Here is a 17,926-nt window from a genome sequence, read left to right on the forward strand (position 1 = left end):
ACTTTAGCCAAAACCTCAATAACTTCCTTCTTCAGGCTCCCGGTTTCCTGCCTAATTAAAATAAATTAAATCTTTATATTTGAATATGCAAAAGCGTATTTCTTCATTTCCACCCATTATTGACGCTCAGTCTGAAATTCTGATTTTAGGATCAATTCCCGGAGTGAAATCACTGGAAAAACAGCAGTATTATGCCCATCCGCAAAATAAATTCTGGAAAATCATTTTTGAATTGCTGAACGAACAATTTACTGATGATTACACACAAAGAATTGAAACGATAAAGAAACATCATATTGCCCTGTGGGATGTCATTGATTCCTGCGAGAGAAAAGGAAGTCTGGATTCTGAAATCAGGAATGAAGAAGCCAATCAGATTGCAGAACTGTTAGAAGAACATCCGAACATCCAAGCTATTTTCTGCAACGGCGGAAAGTCATACAAGAACTTACAGAAACTGCTCGGGAAAGATTATAAGCTGCCCGTTTTTTTATTGCCTTCTACCAGCCCGCTTCATACGGTTTCTTTTGAAAAGAAGCTGGAAGAGTGGAAAAGAATTTTGGAATTTTTGGGTGATTAGGAGTTCTGGAATTCGAGGTGCGGGATTCGGGATATTGACTGGGAGAGTTTGAGAGTTTGGGAATGAGAGGGTTTGAGAGGGAGAAGATAAAGCTAGATTCTTACGGAATGGACAACTGGGACGCTTTATTTATCCGTACACTTTGTCTTTCAGTAGGAATCTATATACTTTATAAACCCAGCCCTCAAACCCTCAAACTCTCCGACTCTCCACCAGCTCCCAGATATTCTCTCAATCCTTTTAACAGTTCCAATTGATTTTTAGTTCTGTCCAGATTGTGTTCAGGATGCGCGATAGAATAATAGGTACTCCCATTCAGATAATCGGTTAAGAAACGAAGTTCCTGAATATAAATAGCGACCTGTGCTGCATAATCGAGATTCTCAGCTTCCAGTGGTGTCAGTTTTTCTTTTAAATGAAATAAAAATCCTTCTTTTACGACTTTATACATTTCAGGGTTGAAATTATCTATGGCACTTCCATCATCTTCCTGGGTGGTATTGGTATACGACTGGATCATCGTTCCAAAATCATATAAAATGGTAGAAATCATTATGGTATCCAGATCAATCACAGCCAGCGGCTTATGATTCTGATCAAAGAGAATATTACTGATCTTTACATCTGCATGAATAATTCTTTTTGGGATCTGATTGTTTTTCTCCATTTCAATCCATCGGTCCGGCAAGGATAAAAGCTGGTTGGTGATTTCAATTTCAGCCCGGGCATTTTCTTTTAAATGAGGATCTGCATTTTTGAGTGAGTTTTTATAATCTGCAACCCTCTTCTCAAAATTGAGGAAATTGGGAAGAGAATCTTCAATGGCAGGCAGTTTTTCAGTATTTACCGTATTGAGAAAATAACTGAAGGTTTTAGCAGCATCAAAAGCCGTCTGCAAAGAGGGAGCAGTAAGGAATGTTGTACTGTTTTCTACAAAACTTAACATACGCCATGGCTGACCATTTTTATCTTTTACCAGAATTTTACCGGTAAGAGAAGGAACAGGTTCTATAATTTCAAATTGATAATGATTTGACCTGAGCACTTCATTGATCATTAAATGGTTATTAACGACCACTTCCGGCTGTTTAAAAACATGATTGTTGATTTTCTGCAGAATAAACTTTTTCCCCTGACCTTTATCCTCCAGAAGATAGGTGGTATTGATCAACCCGTCAGTAATAGGAGTAAGGTCATAACTATCCGTACCGATAAATTCAGCAACAATATCATTTAGCTCCATAGATTTTCCGGGTATCTGTTGTTTTTAATCTCTGAAATCAGAAAATCTTTAACTTCCTTTTTATCATCAGCATATGTAACTCCCATCCATGGGGAAGGAGATACTTTCACCTTTACCTTTACTCTGTTTTCATCCATCATTCTTTGTACTGCAGAAGGAATATAAAATTCCTGATCAGGCAGTGGATCAGATTCTATGAAATCATAAAAATAGGTGTCCAGATAACAGAAAATGTGAGGGTGGAAAATAAAAAAATTCATGGATACCAGGGTGTCAGGATCCAGTTGTATACTTTCTCCGTTTTCAATGTAAACAATTGAGTTATTTATTCTTTGAATGGATGTTTGTTCCACTACTTTGATCAGGTAGTTTTCAGCATCCAGCGTACATATTCCTCTGGCTACAGTACCATTTCCACTCAATGTTGTACCCACAGGATAAGCAATCATCCCTAATTGTGTATCTGATATATGATGATGGTTAATTTCATGTGCAGCGAGCTGATACACTTCTTTTCCGTAGAAATCATCCGCGTTAATCATCACAAAAGGTTCCTGTATTGAATATTTGGCGCAAAGTACGGCATGAGCGGTTCCCCATGGCTTATTACGATCGGGATAATCAAAACCTTCCAGTGAAATAGGAATGCTGTCTATCTCCTGATATACCCAAAGCAATTCAAAATTTTTAGCTTTTGAAATGCCGTTGAGCCTTTCAATATAACTTTCAGGAATCAGTTTGTTGACAATAATAACTACTTTTTGGAAACCGGCTTCCAGTGCATCAAAGATGGAATACTCAAGAATTGGCGAGCCGTTATCGAGTATTCCGTCTACCTGTTTAAGCCCCTTGTATCTGCTTCCTAATCCGCCTGCCAGTATAAGTAATGTTTTCTTAGAACTCATCGGTCATTCCAAATACAGGTTTACGGGTTTTCCATTTTCCATTGGTGAAATCAGGAATATCAACTACCTGACCTCCTTTGGCAATAGACTCTTCGCTTAATGGTGTAATTGAATACCACAATGCAAGATCATACACATCCATCGGGAACTCTATATTCCGTTTGATACATTCAATAAAAGTATTCATTACAAAGAAATCCATTCCGCCATGTCCTGCGCCTGCAGCAGTAGCTTCAAACTTTTTCCACATCGGATGATCGTGTTCTTTCATCCATTTTTCAGTATTGTCCCAACGGTGGGTATGGTTCATGGTTTTTTCAAAATAAATATGTCCCTGGTTGAAATCTCCCCATCCGAAATCCTGCCACAATCCTTCAGTTCCCTGAACTCTGAAACCAAGATCATAAGGTCTTTGTAAACTTGTATCATGAGTAAGAAGAATGGTTTCTCCATTGGCACAGGCAATCTGAGTGGTTACAATATCTCCCTGGTTGAATTTTACTTTGGCATTAGGATGGTTTTCTCCCCCTTTGGGATGCTCAACAATATATTTATGAAGCCCTACAGATTTTGAAGAGAATGAAGAAAGCCTTGTTAAACGGTTCCCTCTGTTGATATCCATCATCATTGCAACCGGACCTAATCCATGAGTAGGATAAAGCTCGCCGTTACGCTTTACATAATGTTCGGTTCTCCATTTTGCCTCACTGAAGCCTTTTTCTCCAAACTCAGCACCGGAATTGTATGGATTAACCCCGTCATTGAAAAGAACACCTCTCAGATCATGCTGATAACCGCCTCTTCCATGTACCAGTTCTCCGAACATTCCTTTACGGACCATATTCAGGATGGCCATAATATCTCTTCGATAGCATACATTTTCCATCATAAAGATAGGAACTTTCGTTTCCTCATATACCTTTACAAATTCCCAGCAGTCCTGAAGCTTTATCGCTCCGGAAACTTCCATGCCTACAATCTTTTTAGCGCGCATGGCTTCCACACCCTGGGTAAGATGCCATTCCCATGGAGTAGCGATCACAACAGCATCTATCGTTTTTAATTTTAAAAGATTCCTATAATCATATTCCCCGTTGGAAAACTCCTGGGCAGCCGGTTTATTGTTGTCTTTTAAGATTTTTTGAGATGCGGCAAGCATCCTTTTTTCCGGATCTGCAAACGCCACAATTTCCACATCATTACGTTTTGCTAGTAATTTTACATGCTCCTGGCCACGAAGACCTACACCGATAAAACCGACGCGGACTTTTTTATCTGTTTTAAAATCATTGGAATAAGCAAATAAAGAATTGGGTAAAACCAATGCCCCAAAGCTTGCCAAAGCTGCAGTCTTAAGAAAGGTTCTGCGGGAGTTACTATTGTTCATCTATATATTTTTTTTAAATATATTAAAACTTTTGTAAATCCCGGTAAGGTGATAGATAATTAGAGAATGAAGTGATGAAGGTGGTTTGTAAGAATTTGAGGCTTATTGGATTTTAAAATTGAACAGTTTTGTAGTTATTAAAATATAGATTATTAATTTTCACTTTTTTAGCAGTTTTACTCATTTATATTTTTTTAAAAAATATTTGTTATATACGTGAAAATTTATTGATTGATCCAGTCTTTTCTTAATGCAATTTGTTTTGAATCAGGGTTGGAGTCATGAGTTACTTTTCCAGTGGCTTCATCATAACTAAAACTTGCTTTTTCCAGATATTCTTTTAAAGGAATGGGATGGCTGCCTTCAATATAGTCTCTGAAAAATGTTCGTATTTCAGAATAAGTCATTTTTGTAATCTCATCAAAAAGTTCATTATCATTAAAGTATTTACACTAAATCACTTCACAATTTGTCTCTTTTATTTTTCCATATAATATACCTCTTCATAAGGCTGAATCAGTACCCATCCATGACCTGAGAATTTCATCTGAAACTCTTCGCCGCTTCCTCTGCCGATAAGGCTTTTGAAAGAAACATTGGTTTTCAGTTCCGGGCTGAGGTTTCCGGACCATGCCACAGTAGCATTCGGATCTGTAAATACAGGTGTATCAGGAGTTACAAGTAAAGTTAAAGGATCTCCGTGAGTTGTAATAGCAATATGGCCCGTTCCTGAAAGTTTTGCCTGGAAAAGACCTCCGGACATCATTCCAGCAATGCTTTTCAGCATAGTAATATCACTTTTTACGCTTTGTTCGTGGGCAAGGATATCATTTCCGTTTACACAAACAGATTCATTGTTCAGATACAGAATACGGACTTTCTTCCCGGAATCTGCAACATATAGTTTTCCGGTTCCTTCTGCTTTCATCAGCCTGGCTCCTTCACCGCTGATAGCTTTCTTTAAAAGATTTCCAATTCCTCCGGACAGCATTCCCTGTCTTTCAAAATTGATATTTCCCACATAGCTTACCATGCTTCCTCTTTTCGTCCATACTGCCTGATTGTTAAGGTTGATTTCCAGAAGATGTTTCGTTTCCAGTTCAAAATAATCTCTTTGCTGCGGATTTTCTTTGGTTTCGTTGATAAATGCTTCAATTGAATATTTACTCATAATGATATTTTTTAATTGGCTGTTTTTAGAGTGTTATTACTTTAGTTTGTCGAGTTTATACTCCCTTTTGTTACTTTTAGGATTCAGATCTACAAATTCATACGCTTCAAAATGGGCAAGTCTGGTTTTGAACATCTCAGTTGCCTTTTCCAGTGACCAGGTTTTAGGGTAATGAAAACCTTCAAATTCTGTATTGAAAATTTCCGCTTTGAAATCATGTGAAAACTCATAATCGCCTGCGTAGGTCAATGCTATTTTGCCTGTCCATATAATATCATACCGGTGATTCTCTTTTTTTGAAAACCGGATCTGATGTCCGGCACAGCTGTCATGCCCCAGCAGGTAGATGTTGAAAGCAAGATCATCATCATCAGAATGTTGTTCAGACGGAAGATCATTACTGAAAAGATCATTTTGAACAACAGCATCGAAATCTAATTTTTCATCAAGGTTATTAATTCTGATTCCTCTCTGTTCACCCCAATAGTTGGACGAGAGTGTACAGGCATGATAGTTTCTCCATACGATTTTGGAGTCCCAGTCGGACAGATCTTCGTCGTCGTCTTCCCCGTTTTCATCGTCATTGGCGTAATAATTTTCAGTTTTTAAATGAAAATCAAACCAGATAAATCCAGATTCATCAATTCTTCCACTCCAGCTAAAGGTTTCAATTTTGTGGCCATTAGGATACGGATTATCAATGAAGTATATTTTACTTACAGGTTCCATATTGAATTTTAATTTTTCCAAAAATACTCTTTTATGTCTTGAAACTCCCCGTAAAATCACGGTTTTATATTTGATTGTAAATAATACTTGACAAAGGGGTGTTCAATGTCGTATATTTGCACTCCGAAAATTACACCTTGTAATTTCAATAATTTTTAAACCGTAATTTAAAAAATGAAAACATCAGATTTTAATTTTGATCTTCCTGCGGAATTATTAGCAGAACACCCATCAGAGCACAGAGACGAAGCGAGATTAATGGTACTTGATAGAAAAACACAGACTATCGAGCACAAATTATTCAAGGATGTTGTGGATTATTTTGATGAAGAAGATTTGTTCATCTTCAACAATACAAAAGTTTTCCCTGCACGTCTTTACGGAAATAAAGAAAAAACAGGTGCTAAAATTGAAGTTTTCTTATTAAGAGAGCTTGATAAAGAAACCAGAGTTTGGGATGTTTTGGTAGATCCTGCAAGAAAAATCAGAATTGGTAACAAATTATTCTTCACTGAAGATGAGTCTTTGGTAGCTGAGGTTATTGATAACACAACTTCAAGAGGAAGAACATTAAGATTCTTATTCGACGGATCTTACGACGAATTCAGAACAAAACTAAAAGAATTGGGAGAAACTCCACTTCCAAAATATATCAAAAGAGCTGTAGAACCTGAAGATGCAGAAAGATATCAGACAATCTATGCAAAAGTAGAAGGAGCAGTAGCTGCCCCTACAGCAGGTCTTCACTTCTCTAAGCATTTGATGAAGAGATTGGAGATCAAAGGGATCAATTTTGCTGAAGTTACCCTTCACGTGGGATTGGGAACATTCAACCCGATTGAGGTAGAAGATCTTTCCAAACATAAAATGGAGTCTGAAGAAATCATTATCGATGAGAAAAATGCTGCCATCATTAACAAAGCGGTAGAATCTCACAGAAGAGTATGTGCAGTAGGTACTACTACCATGAGAGCATTGGAAACTTCTGTTTCTTCAAACAAAAAAATCTCTGCTTTCAACGGATGGACAAACAAATTCATTTATCCTCCTCACGATTTCGGAGTAGCGAACTCAATGATTACGAACTTCCACACACCGAAGTCTACTTTAATCATGATGATTGCTGCATTTGCCGGAAGAGATTTTGTAATGCATGCTTATGAAGAAGCCGTAAAAGAAAAGTATAAATTCTATTCTTACGGTGATGCAATGTTAATTCTATAAAAAAGATAATAGGTAAAAGGTTGCAGGTAATAGTATCTGCAACCTGCCACCTAAAATCTACAACCTTACAATGAAAGATATCCGTACATTATCACTAGACCAGCTTAAAGAATACTTTGTGTCTTTAGGAGAAAAGCCGTTTCGTGCGAAACAGGTCTATGACTGGCTATGGAGTAAAAACCTCCATTCGATTGACGAAATGACGAATCTTTCAAAATCACTTCGTGAGAGAATTTCGGAAGAATATACCATTAATCCTGTTTCCGTAGACCTTCTTCAAAAAAGCTCTGACGGAACCATCAAAAACGGAGTGAAACTTCATGACGGACTGATGGTGGAATCTGTTCTTATTCCTACAGAAACAAGAACAACAGCCTGTGTATCTTCGCAGGTAGGATGCTCATTAAACTGCGAATTCTGTGCTACAGCAAGACTGAAAAGGATGAGAAACCTTGAAGTTGCTGAAATTGTGGATCAGGTAGCCCTGATTGACAGCCAGAGCAGAATGTATTTCGACAGACCGCTTTCCAATATCGTATTTATGGGAATGGGAGAGCCGATGATGAATTACAAAAACGTAGTGGAAGCCATCAAAAAAATTACCCAGCCGGAAGGATTGGGAATGTCTCCAAGAAGAATTACCGTTTCTACATCCGGTATCCCTAAGATGATCAAAATGCTTGCAGATGATGAACTGCGCGTGAAACTGGCTTTATCCCTTCATTCTGCTATCGAATCCAAGCGCAATGAAATTATGCCTTTCTCTGATAAGTTCCCATTGACGGATATTATGGATGCTCTTCAGTATTGGTATCAAAAAACAGGTTCTGTGATTACTTTTGAATACTGCGTATGGAAAGGAATCAATGACGGCGATGAAGACATTAAAGCTTTAATCAAATACTGCAAACAGGTTCCTTCAAAAGTAAACCTGATTCAATACAATCCGATCGGGGACGGAAAATATGACCAGTGTAACAAGCAGGCAGAAGAAAATTACATCCGTCAGCTTGAAAATGCAGGGATTACTGTAATGGTCAGAAGAAGCCGTGGAGGTGATATTGATGCCGCCTGCGGACAGTTGGCCAACAAAACAACAGATTAAAATTTCCTTAAAAAAAGCCTAAAACTTTCTTAAAAAATAGCTTAAAACCCTACCTTTGCACAAATTATTTTGTGATGATGGATTTTCTTATGAGCGAGGACGGGCTGGAAAATGTGTATGCATGGGCTATCCCATTGCATGCCACTGTTATTTTAGCGGAAATGATTTACAGCCACGTTTCAGAAGCTAAGTTATATAGCGGGAAAGATCTTGCCACCAATGTTTATCTTGCATTGATGAACTTTGGCCTTGACCTTATCATGAAGGCATTTGCTATGGGCGTAATGTTCTTCTTTTACCATCACAGGCTTTTCTCTTGGGACCTTAGCGTATGGTACTTGCTGGCATGTTTTATCATCACAGACTTTGCCTATTATGTGCTGCATTATGTGGACCACCGTTCCAGAGCATTCTGGGCAGTTCATATTACGCATCACAGCTCAGAATATTTTAACCTCACAACAGGATTCAGAAGCCCGGTATTACAGCCGCTTTACAGATATCTATATTTTTCGCCGCTGGCATTTTTAGGATTCAATCCCTGGCATATTATGGTGGCATACGCTATAGGACAAGTGTATGGAACATGGGTGCATACGCAGACTGTGAAGAGTATGGGATTTCTGGAATATATTCTGGTAACGCCTTCTCATCACCGTGTACACCATGCTTGTAACGTAAAATACCTGGATAAAAACATGGGAATGTGTCTCATTATCTGGGATAAAATATTTGGAACCTTCCAAAAAGAAGATCCGAATGTACCCGTGAAATATGGAATCTATCCAAAAATGCCGGATAACAGACCGGATACGGTATTATTTTATGAATGGAGAAAAATCTGGAAAGATCTGAAGCAGCCTGGATTAAAATTTACAGACAGAATCAATTATATTTTCAATTCACCGGGATGGAGACATGATGGAACGGGAAAAACGGTAAGGCAATATCAGAAAGAGTATTTTGCAAAACAGGCACAAAAGAAAGAACAACAGCAAAATCAGAAAGAGCAGAAAACGGCTTAACTTCTGATTTAAATCAATAGAAATCTAAGGGAAAAGCGGACTATTTTAGTCCGTTTTTCTATTTTTAGAATGGGCATTTTTCAAAGGCTATACAGTATTTATATTCCGTAGGAATCTCCACTCTTATCTCAAACCCGCATCCCGAAACCCGTACCTCGCATCGCATGCAAACGCTTTTAGCTCAAACCCTCCAAGTCTCCAAGTCTCTAACTCACAATAAAACCTTATTTTTGTCTTATGAAAAAACTCCTTCTGATTGTTGCACTTTTCGTTGGCCAATCTGCATTTTCCCAGCGGACTGATTTTCTGAAAATAAAAAAATACAGAGTTAATTACCTAGATGATAAAATTCAGGAAACTTCAGGACTGAATATTTTAAACGGAAGATTGTATACATTCAATGACAGTGGAAATCCTGCCGAACTTTTTGAATTGGATAAAAAGAGTGGAGAAATTATCAGGACACTGAAAACCAATTTGATCAATACAGATTGGGAAGCGTTAGCTAATGACGGAGAAAATTTTTATATCGGGGATTTCGGAAACAATACCGGAACAAGAAAAGATCTGATGATTTACAAAGTCCCATACCAACGTCTCAATGAGTCTAATGATATTAAAATTCCCGGCTCGGAAAGAGCCTTTGACGGAACAAAAATTCTGTTTTATTATCCCGAACAGATTGAGTTTATTTCTAAAAACACAAAAAACGATTTCGATGCGGAAGCCATGATTTATCTGAATGGAAAGCTGCATATATTTACCAAAGAGTGGGCTTCAAAAGCAACCTCACATTATATCGTAGATCCGGAAATTTCAGAACTGCAGAAAGCAGAGAAGATAGAAACCTATAAAACAGGTTTCGTGGTTACAGATGCCTCTTATTTTGATAAAAAGCTTTATTTAGTGGGATATACCAGGAAAACGGAGATCTTTTTAGATGTTTTTGCAGAAACGGAACCCGGCATATTTTTTAAAGAAAAACCCAGACATTATTACCTTGGAACTGCGCTTTCATTATCACAAATTGAAGGGATAAGCGCAGATGAAAACGGAATTTATATTTCAGGAGAAAAATTCAGGTCTCCGTTGGGAACTGCAAAACCTTCACTTTATTTTATCCCGAAAGAACAACTCAAAGATTAATTTTACCTTAAAATTGAGCGAAAAAAATTATCTTTGTGAGAATTAATAATTATTCACCCAGCATCGCAGATTGTGGCAAACATTGTAGAAGAGATTAAACGACCGATCAATGATGAAATGAAACTTTTTGAACAGAAGTTTTATGAGTCAATGCAGAGTAAAGTAGCTTTATTGGATAAAGTAACCCGTTTTATTGTTACCACCAAAGGAAAGCAGATGCGTCCTATGTTTGTGTTTCTTTGTGCCAAACTGGTGGGTGAGGTGACGGAAAAAACATACCGGGGTGCTTCGATGATTGAGCTGATCCACACCGCTACTCTGGTACATGATGATGTGGTGGATGAAAGTTTTAAACGTCGTAATTTCTTTTCAATCAATGCACTGTGGAAAAATAAGATTGCGGTTTTGGTTGGGGATTACCTTTTATCAAAATCAGTTTTACTATCTACAGACCACAAAGATTATGATCTTCTTGGAGTTATTTCCAGAACCATCCGCGAAATGTCTGAAGGAGAACTTCTTCAGCTGGAAAAGGCCAGAAAACTGGATATTACGGAAGAGGTTTATTATGAAATTATCCGGCAGAAAACAGCAACTCTGATTGCTGCATGCTGTGAAATAGGAGTTCTTTCCAATAATGCGGATGAAGCTTTAGCCAATAAGATGATGGATTTCGGAACCTTTACCGGAATGGCATTTCAGATTAAAGATGACCTTTTCGACTATTTGAGTTCAAACGTCATCGGAAAGCCTGTAGGAATTGATATTAAAGAACAGAAAATGACACTGCCTTTGATTCATACCTTAAAGATCACCAGTGAAAAAGACAGAAAGTACTATTTCGATACCATAAAACGATATAATAACAATCCTAAGCGTGTAAAAGAGCTTATAGAATTTGTTAAAAGTTCAGGTGGATTGGATTATGCCATTACAGTGATGAAAGAATTTCAGCAGAAAGCAAAAGATATTCTGAATGAGTTTCCGGATTCTGAAGCAAGAAAATCGCTGCATATTATGCTGGATTATGTCATTGAAAGAAAATTCTGATAGTAACACTTTTTGGTCAGTTTTAATTTTTTTATTCTCCTTTTTCCTGTAATCCCGCATGGTGTAACGGATCCTCATTATTGAAAGAAAAATAATCTTATCTTCCAATAATTCAATGAGTTGTGATTAGTTTGCTTTTTTATAAGATTAAATTACTGTAAATTAATATTTTGCATTACTTAAGCAAAATAATTACTAATAATTCATTGATTTTCAATATAATTTTTGTTTATTTGTGGTTAGAAAAAAACAACAAATAATGAGAAAAATTCAAACAATGATGATAGCGTGTGCTATCAGTTCAAGCTTCATCGCGTACGCACAAGTGGGAATAGGTACTCAAAATCCCCAGACAACTTTTCATATTGACGGTTCTAAAGACAATCCTGCAACAGGAATTCCTTCTGTGGCTCAACAGGATAATGATTTCAGTGTAACTTCAGGTGCTAAAGTAGGGATTGGTACGGTTTCACCCACTGAAAAATTAGATGTTGCGTCTGGAAATGCCCGTATCCGTAATATTAATTCGAATATTGGTATCGGAGGAACCGACAGGGTAGTTGTAGCTGATGCTACCGGAATTCTGAAGACCATAGATTTTACTGCTTATTCACTGTTTCATGCGCGTTTAGCAGCGAATCAGAACATCAGTTCTTCTACGATCACGACTTTATTATTCGCAGCACCGATAGCGACTTCCCCTTTCTATTCTTATAATACCGGAACTGGGGTGATGACTTTTAACCAGCCTGGAAATTATCTGGTAACGCTGCAGGCAAGTTTTACCAATATGCCCGCAGGAACACAGCTGCTCATCGGTATCAGACCTGTACCGGATGCGAATTATCTGGGAAGAGGAAGCCATTATAACGCAGTTGCTGCTTCGGGAACTGTCGGTGAACTGATGAATTATACAACCGTGGTTGTTGCGCCTACAGCTGGGTATCAGATCCGTTTTACGGCAGCGCCGAATCAAAATTCTACGATTATTTCGACAGAAACCGGATCTACAGGAAGTGGAAATGTTACCAATGTAACTGTTCAGAAGATCTGATTCTATTTTTACTTTAATTAAACTAAAGTGCTGTATATAGATTTTCGGGAAACTGAAAATGTATATACAGCACTTTTCTTATTAGATTCAGAATCTGATAGTGATTCAGTATAAAAATGAGAAAGAGCTGCTTAATAAATTTTTTTATCTTCCTATAATAATCCCTATTTATTACCTTTGATTGTTTAATTAAGCGAAAAATTTAAATTAAATAATTTTCAGGGTTACAATGATAACGGCTAGAACTATACAAAATAAAGCGATTAAAAATAAATAATCCGCAATGTTCTCAAACGTGTATTCCCGCTTACTATTCCTTGTTCTGATTGCCAGAAAGGAAAAGAAACAGCTGCAGGCAAAAAGAATACAGGCAAATCCTGCAAATTCGTCCAAATAGGTATGCTGACTAATTTTAGAGATTTTCAACGAGGTGATAATGAGTAGGGAAAATCCTAAAAGATTGCTGGAAGCATTCAAGATATGAGGTGATTTTTTTTCCATCTTTTACATTTTTTTTCAAAATAAAGCACAATTTTTTTTATTATCAAATTTTTAAAAAAGATTATTAAAAATTAAAATTAATTTAAAAAGTGTATATTAGCAAAATACTTGAAGATTAAAAACTTTTTTACTTAGCTATGCAAACAACCTATATTGAAACACAGCAAATATCCTTTCAAGATTTTAAAAATCAGATACTTGAAGACTACAGGTTAGGAAGGATCTCTCGTGAAATGTCTTATCTCGGAAGGAGAGAAGTACTCACTGGAAAAGCTAAATTTGGAATTTTTGGGGATGGAAAAGAACTTCCTCAGCTTGCAATGGCGAAAGTTTTCAGAAATGGAGACTTCCGTTCAGGATATTACAGGGATCAGACTTTTGCATTGGCAATAGATGCCTTGACGGTAGAAAGTTTCTTTGCGCAGATGTATGCAGATACCAGCGTGGAAAGGGAACCTGCTTCAGCCGGAAGACAGATGAACGGGCATTTCGCAACAAGAAGTTTACATGAAGACGGAAGCTGGAAAGATCTGACAGCTCAGAAAAATATTTCTTCCGATATTTCTCCTACAGCAGGGCAGATGCCAAGATTATTGGGATTGGCTCAGGCTTCAACTATTTATAAAAGCGTAAAATTTGACGGTTCAGAAAAATTCTCAAGAGAAGGGAACGAAATTGCTTTCGGAACCATTGGGGATGCTTCTACAGCAGAAGGACACTTCTGGGAAACCTTGAATGCTGCATGTGCTCTTCAGGTTCCAATGATTGTTTCTATCTGGGATGATGGGTATGGTATTTCAGTTCCTACAAAAAACCAGAGAGCAAAAGCGGATATCAGTGAAATGCTAAGTGGTTTCCAGAGAAAAGAGGGAGAAAACCAGGGGTGTGAAATTATCCAGGTGAGAGCCTGGGATTATCCTGCATTATTAGATGCATACGCTAAGGCAGAACATTTTGCAAGAACAGAAAGTGTACCGGTGGTAGTACACGTGGTAGACGTTACTCAGCCACAGGGACATTCTACATCCGGATCTCACGAAAGATATAAAAACGAAGAGCGCCTGGCATGGGAAGCTGAGTATGACGGGCTGGCGAAATTCAAAGAGTGGATCCTGAACTATTCTATCGAAATTGATGGAAAAGAAGAAGTAATTGCTACTGCTGAAGAACTGGAGGCTATCGACGACGAAGCGAAAAAAGCAGCAAAAGCCGGACAGAAGGCAGCCTGGGAAAATTATCAGAAAGCTATTTCAGAACTTATTCAGTCTGTTTTACCTTTAGTAGAAAACCTTAAAGGACAGAATGCTGAAGTTGAAAATTATATCGCTCATTTCAACAAATTGGTTTCAAAAGCGAAGAAAGATATCTTCCATCTGGTAAGACAGACTTTGCTGGCGACAAGAGGAACAAATTCTGCGGAAAGAAATCAATTGATGCAGAAATACAATGAAGTATCTGCTGTTGAAAAAGACAACTATTCTTCTCACTTATATTCTCAGTCCCAATGGAAAGCTGAGAATGTTCAGGAAATCAAACCTGTATATTCTGACAGTTCCGAAGAGGTAGACGGAAGAGTAGTGATCAGAAACAATTTTGACAAAATTTTTGAAAAATATCCTGAAACTTTAATCTTTGGAGAAGATACCGGAAACATCGGTGATGTCAACCAGGGATTGGAAGGAATGCAGGAAAAATATGGTGCTTTACGTATCGCTGATACAGGAATCCGTGAAGCAACGATCCTTGGACAGGGAATTGGTATGGCGATGAGAGGTTTAAGACCAATTGCTGAAATCCAGTACTTAGACTATGTTCTTTACTGTTTACAGGGAATGAGTGATGATCTGGCAACGGTACATTACAGAACAAAAGGAGGTCAGAAAGCTCCATTAATTATCAGAACGAGAGGTCACAGATTAGAAGGAATCTGGCATTCAGGTTCTCCAATGGCTGGTATTCTGAACCTTTCAAAAGGTATTTTGGTATTGGTTCCTAGAAACCTTACGAAAGCAGCAGGATTCTACAACACTATGCTTCAGGCTGACGAACCTGCTATCATCGTAGAATGTCTGAACGGATACAGATTAAAAGAAAAACAACCGGATAACTTAGGCGAATTTACTGTTCCTGTAGGGAAAATTGAAGTAACAAAAGAAGGAAAAGATGTTACTTTGGTCACTTATGGTTCTACATGGAGAATTGTAATGGAAGCCGCTAACGAATTGGAAAAATTAGGAATTTCTGCAGAAGTGATTGATATTCAGTCGTTGATTCCTTTCGATTTATCTCACGAAATTGCTGAAAGTGTTAAGAAAACCAACAGATTAGTAGTGATTGACGAAGATGTGGAAGGGGGAACTACAGGATTCATCTTACAGCAGATCCTTGAAAAGCAGAAAGCTTTCAGATATCTGGATTCAGATCCGTTGACGATCTCTGCCAATGATCACAGGCCAGCATATGCAAGTGATGGTGATTATTTCAGTAAGCCGTCTGCAGACGATATGGTAGAAAAGATCTACGCCATGTTTAATGAAACAAATCCTCAGAAATATCCAGCGATATTCTAATCGGGATTTTAGATAAATTTAAAACCGCTTCCTTTTTGGGAGCGGTTTTTGTTTGCTAATCCTCTTCTGCCAACGCAATCCTCAACTTATTCAAAGTATTCATCAAGGTAATACTTGCGGTAAGCTCTACAATCTCTCGTTCTGAAAATTGGTCTATCAGCTTTGCTTTGGTGCTTTCCAAATTATCTTTGCTGTAAATGACAGCTTCTGTCCATTCCAAAACAAGCTTTTGTTGATCATTGTAGACATTGGTATGCTTCCAGCCCGGAAGTCTGTTGATGAGATCCTGCTCAACGCCAAAATCAAAAAGTTCTTTAGCGTGATAACTACAGCAATAGGCACATCCATTGATTTGAGAAACACGCAGCTCCACCAAGGCAATTAGTTTTTCATCAATTCCGGATTTTCTAATGCTGTTGTGGGCTCTGTAGAGATTTCCAATGGTTTCTTTTGCAATTTCTTTGTAATTCATAATGAACATTTTTCTGCAAATTTGCATCAGAAACACTTTAGAAACTATATACTTACACTTTGGTGATATACTTACCTTTTTGAAAGTGTTATCCAAGATAAAAGGCTATCAAACATTGACAGCCTTTTTATTTTTTACATCTTCATTCAGAAAAGCACAATCTTTATCTTCATGCTGTCCTTTCACCTGATATTTTGCTTCCCACTCTTCCAGCAAATATAAAATCGGCAGTAGAGCCAATCCCTTTTCTGTAAGAGAATATTCCACTCTTGGAGGAAGTTCTTTAAACTCTTCACGAATAACCAATCCATCGGTTTCCATTTCTCTAAGCTGATCAGTTAATACCTTCCTGGAAATGACATTAATGCGTACTGCCAGTTCTCCAAAACGTAATTTTCTGTCTTTAATCACCAGAACAATAATAGGCTTCCATTTGCTTCCCAAAGCGGCCATGGCCTTACCCAGAGGGCAGCTGTATTGCATTAATTCATTCTTTTTCATAGAAAGATCTTTATTATTTTAATATCATATGAAACTGCAGTTTCATATGTTACTTTGATGTTACTAATGTAAGTTACTGCGAAGTTACCACTATTTTTTTAATAAAAGATACAAAAGTGAACTATTATTAGTTACTTTGTGTAACAATTATAAAATATAAATTTAAATATGAGCACATCATCATTATTTAAACCGTTTCAATATAAGAATTTACAGCTTAAAAATAGGATTGTAATGGCTCCAATGACCAGAGCACAGTCTGACAATGGAGTTCCCACTCAGAATATTGCAGATTATTATGGAAGAAGAGCTGCTTCAGAAGTAGGATTGATTCTATCCGAAGGAACTGTTATCAACAGACCTGGATCAAAAAATATGCAGAATATCCCGGATTTCTATGGAACAGAAGCTTTGAATGGCTGGAAAAACGTCATTGATACTGTACATCAGAATGGAGGTAAAATGGGTCCTCAGATCTGGCACGTTGGAGATACAAGAATGACAGAAGACTATCCGTTGGTTCCAATGGAAAAAGCTTCTACGATGACCATTGAAGATATCCAGGATACCATTGCACAGTTTGCTGCGTCTGCAAAGTCAGCGAAAGATCTTGGTTTTGACTGTATTGAAATTCATGGCGCTCACGGATACCTCATCGACCAGTTTTTCTGGGAAGTAACCAATACCAGAACCGATGAATATGGCGGTAAAACATTGAAAGAAAGAAGCAGATTTGCTGTAGAAGTAGTAAAAGCAATCAGAGCAGCAGTAGGAGAGGACTTTACCATTATTATCCGCCTTTCCCAATGGAAGCAGCAGGATTATAAAACCAGACTGGCATTCACTCCAAACGAAATGGAAGACTGGTTATTACCATTAAAAGAAGCTGGTGTGGATATTTTCCACTGCTCACAGCGTCGTTTCTGGGAGCCTGAATTTGAAGGTTCTGACTTAAACTTTGCAGGATGGGCAAAGAAAATTACCGGACAGCCAACCATTACAGTAGGTTCTGTAGGTTTAAATGGTGATTTCCTTAATGCTTTTGCAGGGCAGGGAACAGAAAAAAGAGACCTTACAGAATTGATCAGAAGACTTGACAATGAAGAATTTGACCTTGTTGCGGTAGGTAGAGCTATTCTTCAGGATTACCAGTGGGTACAGAAGATCAAAGACGGCAATACAGAAGCTCTTCTGGATTTTTCAGCAGAAAGTATGAGCGTCTTATTTTAATATCAACAAGGAATGGTGAATTCGCTTTGCTGT

The 17,926-nt window shown here is 37.7% G+C and carries 18 protein-coding genes; 9 read left to right on the forward strand and 9 right to left on the reverse strand.

Annotation, left to right across the window (positions count from 1 at the left end):
* Window positions 1–85 precede the first annotated feature (85 nt).
* Window positions 86–580: a DNA-deoxyinosine glycosylase gene (locus AB1278_RS08115; protein ID WP_202839224.1), complete on the forward strand. Its 495-nt coding sequence runs from the start codon at window positions 86–88 to the stop codon at window positions 578–580.
* 184 nt (window positions 581–764) lie between these two features.
* Here the strand turns inward: AB1278_RS08115 and AB1278_RS08120 are convergent, their stop codons facing one another.
* From AB1278_RS08120 to AB1278_RS08145, 6 genes are all read right to left on the reverse strand, one after another.
* The gene (locus AB1278_RS08120) at window positions 765–1,823 is read right to left on the reverse strand and encodes a phosphotransferase enzyme family protein (protein WP_429813605.1); all 1,059 of its coding nucleotides are present in this window, start codon (window positions 1,821–1,823) and stop codon (window positions 765–767) included.
* Window positions 1,814–2,728: a nucleotidyltransferase family protein gene (locus AB1278_RS08125; protein WP_202839227.1), complete on the reverse strand. Its 915-nt coding sequence runs from the start codon at window positions 2,726–2,728 to the stop codon at window positions 1,814–1,816. The genes AB1278_RS08120 and AB1278_RS08125 overlap by 10 nt, the downstream gene beginning before the upstream one ends.
* On the reverse strand, window positions 2,718–4,115 hold the full coding sequence (locus tag AB1278_RS08130; protein WP_202839230.1) for a Gfo/Idh/MocA family protein: 1,398 nt from the start codon (window positions 4,113–4,115) through the stop codon (window positions 2,718–2,720). Before AB1278_RS08130 ends, AB1278_RS08125 begins: the two co-directional genes overlap by 11 nt.
* Before the next feature lie 224 nt (window positions 4,116–4,339).
* The gene (locus AB1278_RS08135; protein ID WP_202839232.1) at window positions 4,340–4,522 is read right to left on the reverse strand and encodes a hypothetical protein; all 183 of its coding nucleotides are present in this window, start codon (window positions 4,520–4,522) and stop codon (window positions 4,340–4,342) included.
* Between the two features lie 71 nt (window positions 4,523–4,593).
* The gene (locus tag AB1278_RS08140; protein WP_062672057.1) at window positions 4,594–5,286 is read right to left on the reverse strand and encodes an AIM24 family protein; all 693 of its coding nucleotides are present in this window, start codon (window positions 5,284–5,286) and stop codon (window positions 4,594–4,596) included.
* A 36-nt stretch (window positions 5,287–5,322) separates the two neighbouring features.
* Entirely contained in the window at window positions 5,323–6,036 is a 714-nt protein-coding gene (locus tag AB1278_RS08145) for a hypothetical protein (protein WP_202839234.1), read from the reverse strand.
* 153 nt (window positions 6,037–6,189) lie between these two features.
* Here AB1278_RS08145 and queA point away from each other — a divergent pair, with 153 nt between their 5' ends.
* The 6 genes from queA (at window position 6,190) to AB1278_RS08175 (ending at window position 12,619) form a co-directional block, all read left to right on the forward strand.
* Window positions 6,190–7,239 (forward strand): tRNA preQ1(34) S-adenosylmethionine ribosyltransferase-isomerase QueA, encoded by a 1,050-nt coding sequence (gene queA, locus AB1278_RS08150; RefSeq protein ID WP_034696367.1) that lies wholly within the window; start codon window positions 6,190–6,192, stop codon window positions 7,237–7,239.
* Between the two features lie 70 nt (window positions 7,240–7,309).
* Window positions 7,310–8,344 carry a 23S rRNA (adenine(2503)-C(2))-methyltransferase RlmN gene (rlmN, locus tag AB1278_RS08155; protein WP_202839242.1) on the forward strand — a complete coding sequence of 345 codons (1,035 nt, stop codon included), beginning with the start codon at window positions 7,310–7,312 and terminating at the stop codon, window positions 8,342–8,344.
* Window positions 8,345–8,418: 74 nt separating this feature from the next.
* On the forward strand, window positions 8,419–9,369 hold the full coding sequence (locus AB1278_RS08160) for a sterol desaturase family protein (RefSeq protein WP_411414040.1): 951 nt from the start codon (window positions 8,419–8,421) through the stop codon (window positions 9,367–9,369).
* A 237-nt stretch (window positions 9,370–9,606) separates the two neighbouring features.
* The gene (locus AB1278_RS08165; protein ID WP_343639157.1) at window positions 9,607–10,515 is read left to right on the forward strand and encodes a hypothetical protein; all 909 of its coding nucleotides are present in this window, start codon (window positions 9,607–9,609) and stop codon (window positions 10,513–10,515) included.
* A gap of 72 nt (window positions 10,516–10,587) precedes the next feature.
* A complete protein-coding gene (locus AB1278_RS08170; RefSeq protein WP_429813609.1) occupies window positions 10,588–11,565 on the forward strand; it encodes a polyprenyl synthetase family protein in 978 nt (325 codons plus the stop codon).
* A gap of 259 nt (window positions 11,566–11,824) precedes the next feature.
* Window positions 11,825–12,619, forward strand: coding sequence for a hypothetical protein (locus AB1278_RS08175; RefSeq protein ID WP_137904696.1), 795 nt, complete (start codon window positions 11,825–11,827; stop codon window positions 12,617–12,619).
* A 207-nt stretch (window positions 12,620–12,826) separates the two neighbouring features.
* On the opposite strand, the gene AB1278_RS08180 is transcribed toward AB1278_RS08175, so the two are convergent.
* A complete protein-coding gene (locus tag AB1278_RS08180) occupies window positions 12,827–13,120 on the reverse strand; it encodes a hypothetical protein (RefSeq protein ID WP_227941821.1) in 294 nt (97 codons plus the stop codon).
* 137 nt (window positions 13,121–13,257) lie between these two features.
* Between AB1278_RS08180 and AB1278_RS08185 the strand changes: the two genes are divergently transcribed.
* Entirely contained in the window at window positions 13,258–15,690 is a 2,433-nt protein-coding gene (locus AB1278_RS08185; protein ID WP_429813612.1) for an alpha-ketoacid dehydrogenase subunit alpha/beta, read from the forward strand.
* Between the two features lie 55 nt (window positions 15,691–15,745).
* On the opposite strand, the gene AB1278_RS08190 is transcribed toward AB1278_RS08185, so the two are convergent.
* Window positions 15,746–16,162, reverse strand: a complete 417-nt coding sequence (locus AB1278_RS08190; protein WP_202839251.1) for a carboxymuconolactone decarboxylase family protein — start codon at window positions 16,160–16,162, stop codon at window positions 15,746–15,748.
* Window positions 16,163–16,270: 108 nt separating this feature from the next.
* Complete coding sequence (locus tag AB1278_RS08195; protein ID WP_047388122.1) at window positions 16,271–16,663, reverse strand: winged helix-turn-helix transcriptional regulator; 393 nt, start codon at window positions 16,661–16,663, stop codon at window positions 16,271–16,273.
* 168 nt (window positions 16,664–16,831) lie between these two features.
* Between AB1278_RS08195 and AB1278_RS08200 the strand changes: the two genes are divergently transcribed.
* Complete coding sequence (locus tag AB1278_RS08200; RefSeq protein WP_202839253.1) at window positions 16,832–17,893, forward strand: NADH:flavin oxidoreductase; 1,062 nt, start codon at window positions 16,832–16,834, stop codon at window positions 17,891–17,893.
* Window positions 17,894–17,926 lie beyond the last annotated feature (33 nt).

The organism is Chryseobacterium sp. NRRL B-14798 (genome assembly GCF_050470705.1).
GTDB classification, from domain to species: domain Bacteria; phylum Bacteroidota; class Bacteroidia; order Flavobacteriales; family Weeksellaceae; genus Chryseobacterium; species Chryseobacterium cupriresistens.